The organism is Xanthomonas sp. CFBP 8151 (genome assembly GCF_011761885.1).
GTDB classification, from domain to species: domain Bacteria; phylum Pseudomonadota; class Gammaproteobacteria; order Xanthomonadales; family Xanthomonadaceae; genus Xanthomonas; species Xanthomonas arboricola_B.
The window spans coordinates 178,083-192,968 of sequence record NZ_JAASQZ010000002.1; the positions used below are offsets into that span (position 1 = coordinate 178,083).

The 14,886-nt window shown below is 66.2% G+C and carries 15 protein-coding genes and 1 tRNA gene; 1 reads left to right on the forward strand and 15 read right to left on the reverse strand.

All coding sequences use genetic code 11. The features are described 5' to 3' along the window. Window positions 1-3: 3 nt before the first annotated feature. Together prpC and prpB are read right to left on the reverse strand one after the other, a co-directional pair. The gene (gene prpC, locus FHT08_RS08510; protein WP_166774878.1) at window positions 4-1,158 is read right to left on the reverse strand and encodes a 2-methylcitrate synthase; all 1,155 of its coding nucleotides are present in this window, start codon (window positions 1,156-1,158) and stop codon (window positions 4-6) included. Window positions 1,159-1,233: 75 nt separating this feature from the next. Next, window positions 1,234-2,130, reverse strand: a complete 897-nt coding sequence (gene prpB / locus FHT08_RS08515) for a methylisocitrate lyase (RefSeq protein ID WP_166774879.1) — start codon at window positions 2,128-2,130, stop codon at window positions 1,234-1,236. A 146-nt stretch (window positions 2,131-2,276) separates the two neighbouring features. Between prpB and prpR the strand changes: the two genes are divergently transcribed. Beyond that, a complete protein-coding gene (prpR, locus tag FHT08_RS08520; RefSeq protein WP_166774880.1) occupies window positions 2,277-3,878 on the forward strand; it encodes a propionate catabolism operon regulatory protein PrpR in 1,602 nt (533 codons plus the stop codon). 19 nt (window positions 3,879-3,897) lie between these two features. Here the strand turns inward: prpR and FHT08_RS08525 are convergent, their stop codons facing one another. From FHT08_RS08525 to FHT08_RS08585, 13 genes are all read right to left on the reverse strand, one after another. Beyond that, entirely contained in the window at window positions 3,898-4,224 is a 327-nt protein-coding gene (locus FHT08_RS08525; protein WP_166774881.1) for a hypothetical protein, read from the reverse strand. A 264-nt stretch (window positions 4,225-4,488) separates the two neighbouring features. Further along, window positions 4,489-4,563 (reverse strand) — tRNA-Val (locus FHT08_RS08530). A gap of 226 nt (window positions 4,564-4,789) precedes the next feature. After that, on the reverse strand, window positions 4,790-5,143 hold the full coding sequence (locus FHT08_RS08535; protein ID WP_024938459.1) for a PilZ domain-containing protein: 354 nt from the start codon (window positions 5,141-5,143) through the stop codon (window positions 4,790-4,792). Then, a complete protein-coding gene (locus FHT08_RS08540; RefSeq protein ID WP_166774882.1) occupies window positions 5,140-6,099 on the reverse strand; it encodes a DNA polymerase III subunit delta' in 960 nt (319 codons plus the stop codon). Before FHT08_RS08540 ends, FHT08_RS08535 begins: the two co-directional genes overlap by 4 nt. Continuing rightward, a complete protein-coding gene (mltG, locus tag FHT08_RS08545) occupies window positions 6,096-7,160 on the reverse strand; it encodes an endolytic transglycosylase MltG (protein ID WP_166774883.1) in 1,065 nt (354 codons plus the stop codon). Before mltG ends, FHT08_RS08540 begins: the two co-directional genes overlap by 4 nt. A gap of 60 nt (window positions 7,161-7,220) precedes the next feature. Beyond that, complete coding sequence (locus FHT08_RS08550) at window positions 7,221-8,576, reverse strand: aminodeoxychorismate synthase component I (RefSeq protein WP_166774884.1); 1,356 nt, start codon at window positions 8,574-8,576, stop codon at window positions 7,221-7,223. Window positions 8,577-8,758: 182 nt separating this feature from the next. Further along, window positions 8,759-9,994 (reverse strand): beta-ketoacyl-ACP synthase II, encoded by a 1,236-nt coding sequence (gene fabF, locus FHT08_RS08555; RefSeq protein ID WP_104538345.1) that lies wholly within the window; start codon window positions 9,992-9,994, stop codon window positions 8,759-8,761. Window positions 9,995-10,134: 140 nt separating this feature from the next. Continuing rightward, window positions 10,135-10,374 carry an acyl carrier protein gene (acpP, locus tag FHT08_RS08560; RefSeq protein ID WP_002814322.1) on the reverse strand — a complete coding sequence of 80 codons (240 nt, stop codon included), beginning with the start codon at window positions 10,372-10,374 and terminating at the stop codon, window positions 10,135-10,137. 156 nt (window positions 10,375-10,530) lie between these two features. Further along, window positions 10,531-11,274: a 3-oxoacyl-ACP reductase FabG gene (gene fabG, locus FHT08_RS08565; RefSeq protein ID WP_104538346.1), complete on the reverse strand. Its 744-nt coding sequence runs from the start codon at window positions 11,272-11,274 to the stop codon at window positions 10,531-10,533. Between the two features lie 82 nt (window positions 11,275-11,356). Then, window positions 11,357-12,301 carry an ACP S-malonyltransferase gene (gene fabD / locus FHT08_RS08570; protein WP_104538347.1) on the reverse strand — a complete coding sequence of 315 codons (945 nt, stop codon included), beginning with the start codon at window positions 12,299-12,301 and terminating at the stop codon, window positions 11,357-11,359. 659 nt (window positions 12,302-12,960) lie between these two features. Then, window positions 12,961-13,938, reverse strand: coding sequence for a beta-ketoacyl-ACP synthase III (locus FHT08_RS08575; protein ID WP_166774885.1), 978 nt, complete (start codon window positions 13,936-13,938; stop codon window positions 12,961-12,963). A 90-nt stretch (window positions 13,939-14,028) separates the two neighbouring features. After that, window positions 14,029-14,223, reverse strand: coding sequence for a 50S ribosomal protein L32 (rpmF, locus tag FHT08_RS08580; protein ID WP_003483870.1), 195 nt, complete (start codon window positions 14,221-14,223; stop codon window positions 14,029-14,031). Between the two features lie 97 nt (window positions 14,224-14,320). Beyond that, the gene (locus FHT08_RS08585; RefSeq protein ID WP_104538349.1) at window positions 14,321-14,830 is read right to left on the reverse strand and encodes a YceD family protein; all 510 of its coding nucleotides are present in this window, start codon (window positions 14,828-14,830) and stop codon (window positions 14,321-14,323) included. Window positions 14,831-14,886 lie beyond the last annotated feature (56 nt).

Here is a 14,886-nt window from a genome sequence, read left to right on the forward strand (position 1 = left end):
TCCTCAGGAGCGTTGATCCAGCGGTACGAAGACCTGATCTTCCGGGCCGGTGTAATTGGCCGAGGGACGAATGATCTTGCCGTCCATGCGTTGCTCGATGATGTGTGCGCTCCACCCGGCAGTACGCGCCAGCACGAACAGCGGCGTAAACATCGCAGTCGGCACGCCCATCATGTGGTAGCTGACCGCACTGAACCAATCCAGGTTCGGGAACATCTTCTTGATGTCCCACATCACCGTCTCCAGACGCTCTGCGATGTCGTACATCTTGCGGCTGCCCTGCTCGTCGGAGAGTTCGCGCGCCACCTCCTTGATCACCTTGTTGCGCGGATCGGACACGGTATAGACCGGATGCCCGAAGCCGATCACCACTTCCTTGCGTTCCACACGCGCCTTGATGTCGGCCTCGGCCTCGTCCGGCGTGTCGTAGCGCTTCTGCACCTCGAAGGCCACTTCGTTGGCGCCGCCGTGCTTGGGCCCGCGCAATGCGCCGATGCCACCGGCAATGGCGCTGTACATGTCGCTGCCGGTGCCGGCGATGACGCGGCTCGCAAACGTGGACGCGTTGAACTCGTGCTCGGCGTATAGGATCAAACTGGTGTGCATCGCACGCACCCAGGACTCCTTCGGCGCGAATCCGTGCAGCAGATGCAGGAAGTGCCCACCGATCGAGTCGTCGTCGGTTTCCACCTCGATGCGCTTACCGTTGTGGCTGTAGTGATACCAGTACAGCAGCATCGACCCCAGCGAGGCCATCAGCCTGTCGGCGATATCGCGCGCGCCAGGATGATTGTGATCGTCCTTCTCCGGCTGCAGGCAACCCAGCACCGAAACGCCGGTGCGCATCACATCCATCGGATGCGCCGACGGTGGCAGCTGCTCCAGTGCGGTCTTCACTGCCGCCGGCACGCCGCGCAGCGAACGCAGCTTGGCCTTGTAACCGCGCAGTTCGCCATTGTTGGGCAGTTTGCCGTGCACCAGCAGATAGGCAATTTCCTCGAACTCGCTGCTGGTGGCCAGATCCAGAATGTCGTAGCCGCGGTAATGCAGGTCGTTGCCGCTGCGGCCCACCGTGCACAGCGCGGTGTTGCCTGCAGCAGTGCCGGACAGTGCGACGGATTTCTTCGGCTTGAAGCCGGGATTGACGGTGTCGTTCATGCGATGCGCTCCCAAACGGTGTCGTGTTGCGGTGTCACGGATGAAGTGGCCAAACCTGCACGCAGCAAGGCGCGATCATGCGCCTTTGCGTGCAAACAACGCGTCCAGGCGCTGCTCGTAGCCGTGGTAGCCGATGCGCTCGTACAGCTCTTCGCGCGTCTGCATGGTGTCCAGCACGGCCTGCTGATGACCATCGCGCCGAATCGCGGTGTACACCGCCTCGGCCGCCTTGTTGGCCGCGCGAAACGCCGACAGCGGAAATAGCTGGATCGCCACGCCGGCCTGCCCAAGCTGGTCGCGCGTAAACAGCGGCGTCTTGCCGAATTCGGTGATGTTGGCCAGCACCGGCACGCGCACTGCATCGACAAACCGCTTGTAGGTATCCAGGTCGTATGCGGCTTCGGCAAAGATGCCGTCGGCACCTGCTTCCACGCAGGCGATCGCGCGTTCGATCGCCGCATCCACGCCTTCCATCTGGATCGCATCGGTGCGCGCAATCAGGAAGAACGCCGCGTCGGTCTTGGCATCGGCCGCCGCCTTGACCCGATCCACCATTTCGGCCTGGCTGACGATCTCCTTGCCCGGCCGATGCCCGCACCGCTTGGCGCCGACCTGGTCTTCGATATGGCAGCCGGCCGCGCCGGCCTTGATCAACGACTTGATGGTGCGCTCGATATTGAATGCGCTCGGCCCGAAGCCGGTGTCCACGTCCACCAGCAGCGGCAACTCGCAGACATCGGTGATGCGGCGCACGTCGATCAGCACGTCTTCCAGCGTATTGATGCCCAGGTCCGGCAACCCCAACGAACCGGCCGCCACACCGCCGCCAGACAGGTAGATGGCCTGATAGCCGGCGCGCTGCGCCAGCAGCGCATGGTTGGCATTGATCGCGCCGATCACCTGCAGCGGCGATTCGGCAGCCAGCGCCGCACGGAAGCGCGTGCCGGCAGAAGCGGTGGGTGAGGATGTCATGGCGGTTCCAGGGTTGGGATGCATGACAATGCGCAAATGGCATGCCAACGCCAAGTCTTTGATTCAGCTAGGCGATACCAACTCGAATGTTGCAAACATGTAACGCAACGAGCAGGATGCAACATTACTGCAACGCGGCACCACAGATGCGCAGCCCCAGGTATACCGAGCCGATGGAGACCGCTCCACCCGTCATCTGGACCGTCAGCGTCTCTCGCCTGACCGGCCTGCTGGCCGATGTCATCCCCGAGTTCGACCAGCGCGCGCGCATCGAGCAGGTCAACCTCGGCTTTGCCGAGGCGGTGGAGGTCATCGGCCAGCGCCTGCGCCGCGAGCGTTGCGACGTACTGGTCGCCGGCGGCTCCAATGCCGCCTACCTGCGCAGCCGGCTCGCACTGCCGTTGGCGCCGATCCAGGCCACCGGGTTCGACCTGATGGAGGCGCTGGCACGCGCACGCCGCATCGCACCGCGCATCGGCGTGGTCACCCATGCCACGGATGTGCCCTCGTTCCGCGCGTTTCAGGACAGCTTCGATCTCGCCATCGAGCACCGCCGCTTCGTCACCGCCGAAGACGCGCGCGACTGCATTGCCGACCTGCGTGCCAGCGGCATCCAGGTCATCGTCGGCACCGGCATGGCGATCGATTTCGCCGAGCAGGCCGGCTTGCCCGGCGTGCTGCTGTATTCGGCAGATTCGGTACGCCTGGCGCTCGAACACGCCATCGCGCTGGGTACCGCACCCGGCAACGAGCGCGCCGCGAGTCGCACCACCACGCACCGGGTGCGGCGCACCGACGCATTGCTTGGCGAAGACGCCGCAATCGCGCACGTCCGCGATCTGGTGCAGCTGTACGCCCCACATCCGGGCACCGTGTTGATCAGCGGCGAGACCGGCACCGGCAAGGAACTGGTCGCACGCCAGTTACATGCCGGCAGCCGTCGCCGCGGTCGCTTCGTCGCCATCAACTGCGGTGCCATCAGCGAATCGCTGCTGGAAGCGGAATTGTTCGGCTACAGCGACGGCGCCTTTACCGGGGCGCGCCGCGGTGGCCATGTCGGCCTGATCGAAGCCGCGCAGGAAGGCACCTTGTTTCTCGACGAGATCGGCGAACTGCCGATGCCGCTGCAGACGCGCCTGCTGCGCGTGCTGGAAGAACGCGAAGTGCTGCGTGTCGGCGCCACACTGCCGGTCGCCGTCGACGTGCGCGTGGTCGCCGCCAGCCTGCAACCACTGCAGGCCCTGGTCGAACACGGGCGCTTCCGCCGCGACCTTTTTTATCGCCTGGCGGCGCTACGCATCGCCCTGCCGCCGCTGCGTCATCGCCCCAACGAGATCACCTTGTTGCTGGCACATTACTTCCAGCAACTCGGCGCGCTGCCGTCGCCATTATCTCCAGCAGCGCTGCAGCGGCTGCAACAGCACGCCTGGCCGGGCAACGTGCGCGAACTACGCAACCTGGTCGAACGCCTATGCATCCACTGGAAGGCCCAACCGCACGACAGCCTGAGCCTGGATCAGCTGGAACGCTGGGCACCTGAGCTGTTCGACATGCGCGTTGGCGACAGCGTGGCGCCCCCCGCACACAGCGATCTTGCAAGCTCGCGCATGCAACTCACTGCCGCAGCGGTCCGCGCGGCGCTCGATCGCGCAAACGGCAATCGCGCCCTCGCCGCACAGGCACTCGGCGTCTCGCGCACGACGTTGTGGCGCTGGATGCAGGCCCACGCGTCGGCATCGCGCCCTTGAGAGAGCGAGCGCGCAGCGATCACTTGACCCGCGTGTACTCGGTATCGCCAGTGCTCAAGTGCCCGCTCGCCTGATCGATCGCGTAGTTGACGGTGCCATCGGTGTTGGATACCTGCAGCACGCCCTTGTTCAAGATCGCCGGATGATTCTTCGTCCTGACGCCAGCGCCGAGCAACTCCGGCGCGGTATCGCGAATGAGGAAGCTCTCGCCGTTGTGCTCGATGCTGAGCACGTTCTTCTCCGACTTCATGTTGACCCACTTGCCCACGTACTGCTCGCCCACATCGCGGGCACAGCCCGTCAGCACCATCATCGCAACCAGAGCATTTCCAAGCAGCGCCTTCATCGCCACTCCTTCTTCAACGCGGGGGGATTGCAGAATGGCGATTCGTTACCGAGCCTGCAACAAGCAGGCACAACCGAAGGACGACCACGATCTCCCACATCCGGAGGCAGCCACGACACACCCTTCGTGCCGTACACAATGGTTCGCGGTTCGCAAACCGCACGTATCGACAGGCACCTGCCCGGAACGGTGATCCCCCGCTCTGTCACCGCAATCGCCCAAACGACAAAGGCCACCGCAAGGGTGGCCTGGTCCTCGACGTCGTGGTGGGCGGTACAAGGTTCGAACTTGTGACCCTTGCCGTGTGAAGGCAATGCTCTACCGCTGAGCTAACCGCCCGATGACGCGAGCCGCACATTATAGGGCAGCTGTGGCGGCCGTCAACAGGTTCATCCACGACGCCGGCAATGCGGCCGAAAATACCCATTGCGGTGAACGGGCGCGGCGTTCGCATAACCTGGCAGCGACTTCACGCCGATCGATTGCGCGCCGTTCAAATGCCCGCCACGCACCCGTGATGACCCGCTTACACCACAGCGATCGCGCGCGACCGCACCGTACCGCATCACATCGTGTGCGTCGGCTTGTCCGACGTCGTCAGGCCCGCCAGCAACATTTCGATCTTGTTACGCACGCCCTCGCCTTCCGGACCGTCCGGGAACTGCACGCCGATACCGGCGGCGCGGTTGCCCTGCGCACCGGCCGGGGTGGTCCAGACGACCTTGCCGGCCACCGGCAGACGCTCGCTGGAATCCGGCAGGGTCAGCAGCAGGAAGACTTCGTCGCCGAGCATGTAGCGCTTGGGCGTGGGTACGAAGATGCCGCCGCCTTTGACGAACGGCATGTAGGCGCTATAGAGCGCCGGTTTGTCCTTCAACGCCAGCGACAAAATGCCTTGGCGTGCATTCATTGCACTCATCGAGTTCCCCTAGGACGTGCCGGACGCTCTCCCTCGCGCCAAGCCAGCAACAATTCCGTCATCGCCAGATCGGCGCGGACGGTGGTGCGCAGCAGGTCGCGGGTGCGATTGGCAGCGTCGAACCAGGTCGCCAGCTTGTGCAACCGCGATGGATCGGTCAAGCCGGCCGATGCCTGTGCCAGCGCAAGGTCCGCGGCGTGGCGCAGACGTTGGTCGGCCTGGCCGTCGTTGGTCCAGCGCTGCGCAACATCCACTGCGCTGGTGCGCCCGGCGGCGACCTGCTCCAGGTCCTGCGCCACCGCGCGGCGCACCGCCAGGCCATCCTCGCGCAGCCACTGCGCCGCGAGTCCCGGATGACCGCGTGCGGCATCCAGCGCTTCCTGTGCAGCCCGCTCGTCGACGCCTTGCGACAGCAGCCAGGCCAGCGCCTCGTGCGCTGGCGGCAGCTTGAATTCCAGACGCTGGCAGCGGCTGCGGATGGTCGCCGGCAGGCGCGCCGGCTGCGCGCTGATCAGCCACAGGTAGCGCCCCGGCGAGGGTTCTTCCAGCGTCTTGAGCAAGGCGTTGCAGGCGGCGCGATTGATCGCATCGGCCGGGTCGACGATCACGATCTGGGCGATGCCGTACTGCGGGGTCAGCGAGAGCTTTTGCGAAATCTCGCGCACCTGCTCGATCACGATCTCGGTGCGCAGCTTGTCGCCGGTGCGGTTGGGAATGAACGAGATCAGCTGCAGATCCGGATGGGTTCCGGCGGCGATCAGCTGCCGGCTGCGCTGCGCCAGCGCCGGGTCCGGCGAGCTGGCCAGCACGTGCTCGGCCAGCGCCAGGGCGACCGCACGCTTGCCCAGGCCATCCGGCCCGCAGACCAGCAAGCCGTGGCCGAGCCGACCGGCATCCAGCGCCGCCAGCGTCTGGTCGTAGGCGCGCTGCTGCCAGGGTGAAAACGCAGTGGTCATGGAGTGGGCTCCGGTTGCGGCAGGCGACGGCGCTGCAGGTAACGCGCCACCGCAGCATTGTGTTCGGCCAGGGTGGCCGAGAATGCGTGCGCGCCGGTGCCATCGCCGACCGCGACGAAATACAGCGCCTGGCCGGGCGCCGGACGCACCGCCGCCAGCAAGGCCTCACGGCCGGGCATGGCGATCGGGGTCGGGGTCAGGCCAGTGCGGGTATAGGTGTTGTACGGCGTATCGGTGGTCAGGTCGCGGCGGCGGATATTGCCGTCGTAGCTGCTGCCGATGCCGTAGATCACGGTGGGGTCGGTCTGCAGCTTCATGCCCAGCTGCAGGCGGCGCAGGAACACGCCGGCAATCAGCGGACGCTCCGAGCCCAGCGCGGTTTCCTTTTCGATGATCGAAGCAAGGATCAACGCCTGCTCCGGCGAGCCGAGCGGCAGATCTGGGGCACGCTGCTCCCAGGCCTGCGCCAGCGCCTTGTCCATCGCGAGATGAGCGCGCTTGAGCACGTCCAGATCGCTGTCGCCACGCTGGTAGAGATAGGTTTCCGGCAAAAAACGGCCTTCCGGGTGCTGATTGGCGAACCCCAGCCGCGCCATCAACGCCGCATCGTCCAGCGCAGCGATGGATTGCTGCAGCGGCGTGGCGGTGGCGATCGCGGCGCGCAGCTGGCGGAAGTTCCAGCCTTCCACGATGGTGAAGCGGTACTGGATCACCCGGCCCTGGCGCATGCGTTCGAGCAGCGCGCGCGGCGACAGCGCGGGCGACAGCGCGTATTCGCCCACCTTGAGCTTGCCGGCCGCATCGACCTGGCGCGCGAGCAGTTGCCATTCCAGATCGGTGCCCTGCGCCACACCGGCGGCGCGCAATTTGCGCAGCGTGGCCTTGAGCGAATCGCCGGGCGCGATCACCACGCTGGGCACGCTCGCGCTCACCGGTGTCTGGGCGAAGTGCAGGTAATGCCGCCACGCCACCAGTCCCGCAATCGCCAGCAGCGCCACGAGCAACAGGGCCGTGCCCAGCACGGCCAGACATCCACGTTTGCCAGTCACCGCCACACGCACCTCGTCATTGCCGCTGCACCGCGCAGGATACCGCGCGCCGGTGATGTCCTGTTGAAGCGCTCATGCGTGGTCGACGGCGCGCAGCACGCCGCGCGCTTTGGCGCGGGTCTCGTCCAGTTCGCGCTGCGGGTCCGAATCCACCACGATCCCGGCGCCGGTGCGGAAAAGCACCCGGTCCCCGTCCACCTCGGCGGTGCGGATCAGGATGTTCAGATCCATGTCGCCGTCGCGATTGAGCCAGCCGAATGCGCCGGTGTAGGCGCCACGCGCGGTGCGTTCGAGCTCGGCGATGATCTGCATGCAGCGCACCTTCGGGCAGCCGGTGATGGTGCCGCCGGGAAACACCGCGGCGATCGCCTGGCCCGGGGTGACGTCGGCGCGCAGACGGCCGCGCACATTGCTGACGATGTGGTGTACGTGCGCGTAGCTTTCCACGCCCATCAGCTCGTCCACTTCCACCGTCCCCGGCGCGCAGATGCGCCCCAGGTCGTTGCGTTCCAGGTCGATCAGCATGACGTGCTCGGCACGTTCCTTCGGGTGGCCGACCAGCTCGCGGATGCGTGCGGCATCGTCGTCGCCGGCAAAGCGCGCGCGGGTGCCGGCGATCGGGCGCGTCTGCACCACATCGCCCTGCACCGACACCAGCCGCTCGGGCGAGGAACTCACCACCGCGCGTCCTGCCGCGACGAACAGGCCGGCAAACGGGGCGGGATTGGCCGCGCGCAGGCGCGCATGCAACGCCGCCGGATCGACCGCAGCGGCAAACGCCGCATGCCAGGCGCGAGAGATATTGGCCTGGAACACATCGCCGGCGCGCAGATACTCGAGCACGCGCTCCACTGCATCGGTGAAGCGCTCCGGCGGGTCTTCGTCAACAGTCACCGGCCCGACCCAGCTGGGCAACGGCGGCAACGCGGCGCAGGCGGCAATGTCCTCGACGATGCGGGCCAGCAGATCCTCGCGGCCCGGCTCGGCCAACGCGATGCAGCGGCCTTGCACCCGGTCGCGCAATACCGCGGCAGGCGCGCGCACGGCCAGTGCGCTCGGCAAGCCATCGCTGCGCGTGGGCAGCTGCAGAATCGGTTCGACCTGCGCGGCCAGCTCGTAATCCAGCAACACCGCCCAGCCGCCGCGAAACGGCCAGGGGCTGGTCGCATCGTGCGGCACGCGCTCGGCCTGCCACGCCGCATCCAGCATTTGCAGAAATGCGCCGTCCAGCACGCGTCCATCGCCGTCGCGCGTGCGTCCATCGGCGTCCAGCCGCAGGCTTGCGCCGTCTGCCAGCAGCAACACATCCCAGCGACCGTGCGCGGTGCCGGAGGCGGTGGATTCGAGCAGTGCCGGATAACGCTGCGGCGCCAGCCGATGCAGCGCCAGCAGGTCGAGGTCGGCGTGCAGGGGTCTGGTGAGCGTCATCGGCCTGGTTGGGCGTGGGGTGCTAAGAGGCGCCGCCCTGCAAGGGAGGCAGGGCACGCATGATGAGAGCGATCAGCTCGCGGAGCGAATTCCGGCCGCGTACACGCGTCCTGCGCGGCGTCCATGACCGGCGTGCACCGTGGACCGCGAAGCATTGTTCGCGGTCCACCAGCGCAGTGACGTCAGACGCGCTTGAACACCAGCGTGCCGTTGGTGCCGCCGAAGCCGAAGCCGTTGGACATCACCGCATCCACCTGCACCTCGCGCGCCACGTTCGGCACGTAATCCAGGTCGCAGCCTTCGCTGGGTTCTTCCAGATTGATGGTCGGCGGAATGATGCCGGTATGCAGCGCCATCACCGAGAAGATCGCTTCCACGCCGCCGGCCGCGCCGAGCAGGTGGCCGGTCATCGACTTGGTCGAGCTGACCATGGTCTTGTAGGCGTAGTCGCCCAGCGCGCGCTTCATCGCCAGGGTTTCGGCCAGATCGCCCAGCGGCGTGGAGGTGCCGTGCGCGTTGAGGTAGCCGATCTGCTCGGGATTGAGCTTGGCATCGCGCATCGCCGCGGCCATGCTGCGCGCCGCACCCTCGCCGTCTTCGCTGGGCGCGGTCATGTGGAACGCATCGGAGCTGGCGCCGAAGCCGACCAGTTCTGCATAGATGCGCGCGCCACGTGCCTTGGCGTGTTCGTACTCTTCCAGCACCAGTACGCCGGCACCGTCGCCCAGCACGAAGCCGTCGCGCTGCTTGTCCCACGGACGCGAGGCGCCGGTCGGATCGTCGTTGCGGGTGGACATAGCCTTCATCGCGCAGAAGCCGCCCACCGAACTCGGCGAGGAACCGCGCTCGGCGCCGCCGGCCAGCATCACGTCGGCATCGCCGTGCTGGATCATGCGCATCGCGGTGCCGATCGAATGGTTGGAGGTGGCGCAGGCCGATACGGCCGAGAAGGTCGGTCCTTTCAGGCCCTTGATCAGGCTCACCTGGCCCGGCAGCATGTTGATGATGGTGCTGGGCACGTAGAACGGCGAAATCTTGCGCGCGCCGCCCTCATGGAATTTGATGGTCTGCTCTTCGATACCGAGCAGCCCGCCGATGCCGGAGCCGAGAATGGCGCCAACGCGTTCGGCATTGCTGTCGTCGATTTCCAGCCCGGAGTCGTCCAGCGCCATGAACGAGGCGCCGACACCGTAATGGATGAACGAATCCATCTTCTTGACGTCCTTGGCAGACACAAAAAGCGTGGGATCGAAATTCTTGATCTCGCCGGCGATCTTGGTGGTGAACTGCGAGGCATCGATCTGCGTGATCGGGCCGATGCCTGAGCGCCCGTGGATGATTCCATCCCAGCTGGTGGCCAGATCATTGCCCAACGGCGACACCATGCCCATGCCGGTAACGACAACACGACGACTCATTGCAGATCTCCTCACCACGGACCGGACGGTGCTTGCGGTTTACGATTGACGCTGAAAAACACAGGGCCGCATCAGCGGCCCCATGGAATGTCTGACGCAGCAGCGGCTTGACGCACGCCACCGCGGTCAGGAACAACGCATCAGCTCTTGACGTGAGCCTTGACGTAGTCGATCGCCTGCTGGACCGAGGTGATCTTCTCAGCCTCTTCGTCCGGGATCTCGCACTCGAACTCTTCTTCCAGCGCCATCACCAGCTCGACGGTGTCCAGCGAGTCGGCACCCAGGTCATCAACGAACGATGCGCTGGTGGTGACTTCTTCTTCCTTGACGCCGAGTTGTTCGACGACGATTTTCTTGACGCGTTCTTCGATGGTGCTCATTGGGGATATCGCTCCAGATGGAGTAGTGGTGGTACGAAAAAAACGCCATCGCCGCTGCGATGGCCGCGTTGGATAGTGTAGTGGAAGCGACCGAGCCTTGCATTGCATCACAACTCCCGGCCGATCAGCCACTTAGCGCCTCCCGGCACCGCACGCTTACGGCATGTACATGCCGCCGTTGACGTGCAGGGTCTCACCGGTGATGTAACCGGCGCTCGGGCCGGCCAGGAACGCCACCGCGTTGGCGATGTCGCCCGGTTGACCCAGGTGGCCCAGCGCGATCTGCTGCAGCAAGGCGGTCTTGGCCTCGTCCGGCAGCGCCTTGGTCATGTCGGTATCGATGAAGCCGGGCGCCACCACATTCACGGTGACCCCGCGCGAGCCGATTTCCTTGGCCAGCGACTTGGAGAACGCGATGATGCCCGCCTTGGCCGCAGCGTAGTTGGTCTGGCCGGGGTTGCCGGTCACGCCCACCACCGAAGCGATGTTGACGATGCGGCCCTTGCGCGCCTTCATCATGCCGCGCATCACCGCCTTGGAGGTGCGGAACACGCTGGTCAGGTTGGTGTCGATGATCGCCTGCCAGTCGTCGTCCTTCATCCGCATCAACAGGTTGTCGCGGGTGATGCCGGCATTGTTGACCAGGATCGAGATCGCGCCGAACTCCTTGCCGATCGCATCGATCAGGCCATCGACCGCCGCAGCGTCGGTGACGTCGAGCTCACGGCCGTGGCCGCCCTGGGCAGCCAGGCGCGCGCCGATCGCCGCAGCGCCGGAGGCCGAGGTGGCGGTGCCGATCACGGTGGCGCCCTGGGCCGCCAGCGTGTCGGCGATAGCCGCGCCGATCCCGCGACTGGCACCGGTGACGAGGGCGATCTCGCCCTGCAGAGGCTTGCTCATGAATGCTGTTCCTCGAATGGGGAGCTCGCGACCGCAGCCGCGAACGGTGAGGGCTGCCGGCAGCGCCGGCAGGTGCGTCGAATCAGTGCGTCCACGCCTCGAGCGCACCGGCGTAATCGGCAGGCGTGGCCAGCGAACGGGCATCCAGGCTCTTGTCGATGCGCTTGATCAGCCCGCTCAGCACCTTGCCGGGGCCGCATTCGGCGATCCGGGTGATGCCCTGGGCGGCCAGCGCCTGCACGCAGCCGGTCCACTGCACCGGCAGGTACAGCTGCTCGGCCAGCGCCTGGCGGATCGCCTCGCTGCCGGTGTGCACGCGCGCATCGACGTTCTGCACCACCGGAATCTGCGGCGCGTGCCAGCTCAGCCCGGCCATCGCTTCGGCGAGCTGGTTGGCGGCATCGCGCATCAACGGGGTATGCGAGGGCACGCTCACCGCCAGTTTGACCGCCTTGCGCACGCCGCGCTCGGCCAACAGGGCCAGCGCGCGGTCCACTGCCGCCGCATCGCCGCCGATCACGATCTGACCGGGCGAGTTGAAATTGGCCGGCACCACCACCTGGCTGCCCGCCGCCTCGGCACAGACCTCCAGCACCAGCGCATCCTCGGCGCCCAGCACCGCCGCCATCGCACCGACGCCGGCCGGCGCGGCCGCCTGCATGAACTGGCCGCGCAGCCGCACCAGGTGCGCACCGTCGTGCAGCGACAGGGCGCCGGCTGCGACCAGCGCGGTGTATTCGCCCAGGCTGTGCCCGGCCAGGACCGCCGGGCGCTGCCCGCGCTGCGCATTCCACAGTCGCCATACCGCCACGCCCGCGGCCAGCAGGGCCGGCTGGGTGTACTCGGTGCGGTTGAGCATCTCTTCCGGGCCGCCCTGGGACAGGGCCCACAGGTCGACGCCGGCGCCTTCGGAGGCTTCGGCGAAGGTTTCGCGGATCTGCGGATGCAGCTCGGACAATTCGGCCAGCATCCCTAAGGACTGCGAGCCCTGGCCGGGGAACACGACGGCGAGAGTGGATTCGGTCACGCGTTGCTGCCTACAAAAATCGAGCCGGGATGATACGTGCGAAATCGCCCCGGCGTCTGTACTGCCGCGTATGCAAGGCCCGGCCAGTGCGAGCACCGGCGCGCACGCAGCACGGCGTTGGGCAGGTCCATTGCGCCATTGGCGAGCCAGTCCACGCGAATCACCAGCACCAGCACCACGGCCAGGGAGGTCGCCGCGTGGATGGCCAGGATGGCCCGCGCCGCGCCCCGGCCGAGCGCCCCAGGCGACCGGTGAACTGCGCAAACCGCTGCAATCGTCGGTCACCGGATGCGCATGCGCCGCCACCGCCGGGCCGGCCGCATCGCTGGCGCGCGTCATCAACCGTTGTCGCTGAGCGCCCGGGCTGCCTGCCCGTAACCGACCACGTGCGGCATATTCACCGCTAGCGCCTGCAGTTCGCCGAGCGGCGCGCTTCCTGATCGCGCGCGGCATCGCCCTCACGGTGCGGCGGTGGACGCAAGCCGTCCAGGCCCCGGCGGCGGGCGACGAAGTTGAGTGCTCCGAGCGAGGCCGCCCGGCTGGCGCAGCGGCACTGCTTCAGCCAGATGCGCTGTCCGGCGATGACGATGGTTCTGCCATGACGGAGCGGCCCTGTCACTGCCAGGCATCGCCGACCGACGTGGTACCGCCTGCCGGACTCAGTAACGCAGCAGCGCCGAGCCCCAGGTAAATCCACCACCGAACGCTTCCAGCAGCAGCAGTTGCCCCCGCTGCACGCGGCCGGAGCGAACCGCTTCGTCCAGCGCCAGCGGTACCGAGGCCGAGGAGGTATTGCCGTGGCGATCCACGGTGACGACCACCTGCTCCATCGGCAGATCCAGCCGCTTGGCGGTGGCTTCGATGATGCGCAAGTTGGCCTGATGCGGGATCAGCCAGTCCAGGTCATGCTTGTCGTAGCCATTGGCGGCCAGAGCTTCGTCGACCACCGAATCCAGCGCCTTGACCGCGTACTTGAACACGTCGTTGCCCTTCATCAGCAACGCACCGCCGCCGTTCTTGCCTTCGCCGAAGCCCACTGACACGCCGACCGGATCCCACAGCAGTTCCTTCTTGCTGCCATCGGCATGCAGATGGGTGCTGAGGATGCCGGTCTCTTCGTCGGCCCTCAGCACGACCGCGCCCGCGCCATCGCCGAACAGCACGCAGGTGGTGCGGTCGGTCCAGTCGACGATGCGGGTCAGGGTTTCTGCGCCAACTACCAGGACGGTCTTGGCGTCGCCGCTGCGCACGAACTTGTCGGCCACGCTGAGCGCATAGACGAAGCCCGAGCAGGCAGCGTTGACGTCCATCGCACCGCACCCGACATTGCCCAGCCGCGCCTGCAACAGGCACGCGGTCGATGGGAAGATCAGGTCCGGAGTCGTGGTCCCGACGACGATCAGATCGAGCTCGTCGGCGGTGACGCCGGCCGCTTCCATCGCTTTCAGCGAGGCGAAATACGCCAGGTCGCTGGTGGTCTGGTCGTCGGCGACGATGTGACGCTCTCGGATACCAGTGCGCGAGTAGATCCATTCATCGCTGGTGTCGACGATCTTGGACATATCGTCGTTGGTCAACACCTTTTCGGGCAAATAGCTACCCGTGCCCGCGATTCTGGAATAGATCCGCTTGCTCATACTGTTCCCTGTTGCAAGAGCCGCGGTGATCGGCGGCTCCGGAAGAAGCGAGGGTCACCCGGCGGCGTCGAACGCGCCGGGTGCCACGAATCAATCTTCTTGAACGGCCGACGACTTGGTCGCAATCACCTTCTTGCCACGGTAGTAACCGTCGGCGGTGATGTGGTGGCGCAGATGGATCTCGCCGCTGGTCGGGTCGGTCGACAGCTGCTTGGCGGTCAGGGCATCGTGCGAACGGCGCTGGCCGCGACGCGACGGGGTAACTCGGGATTTCTGCACAGCCATGGGATTGCTCCAACTTAAGTTCGATAACTGGTCTGTCGAGTCGAACAGGACGCTTCACGCCCGCGCCGACCTGTCTTTCCGCCCTTCACAGCGGCGGTTACTGTTTTTTGAACGCTGCCAGCGCCGCGAACGGACTGGCCTTGTCTTGCTCTTCCTGGGTCGGAACCCACTCGGCCTCGACGGCTTCGCTACCCGGCGCCATCGGCACCACCGGTATCGACAGGACCAGTTCGTCCTCGACCAGATCCGTGGCCCGCAGCATGCCATCTTCAGGCACCAGCAAGGCCTCGTACTCGGCCGGCAACGCAGCTTCATCGGCTTCGTCGCGGATCAAACCAAGACGCTGCCTAATCTGCACCGGATATAGAAAACGCTGCAGGCTGCGCTGGCAGGCCAGCGGGAGCTCGACGTCGACACTGAGTTCGACATAGGCAACCTTCAGCAGGTCGTCATGATCGAACTGGAGCGAATAGACACACTCGCCCTCGGTATCGACCAAGCTGCCTTGCAGGCGGGTCATCGCAGAGAGCGGGATGCGGCCATCGAAGCGCCTGCGCGCTGCGACCATCCGCCAAGCATCCAGCATTTCGGGTACGTTCGCGGACATAAGCCGCAGAATGTTAAAGATCCGCCGACGCCCTGTCAAATCCCCCTATTCACGCG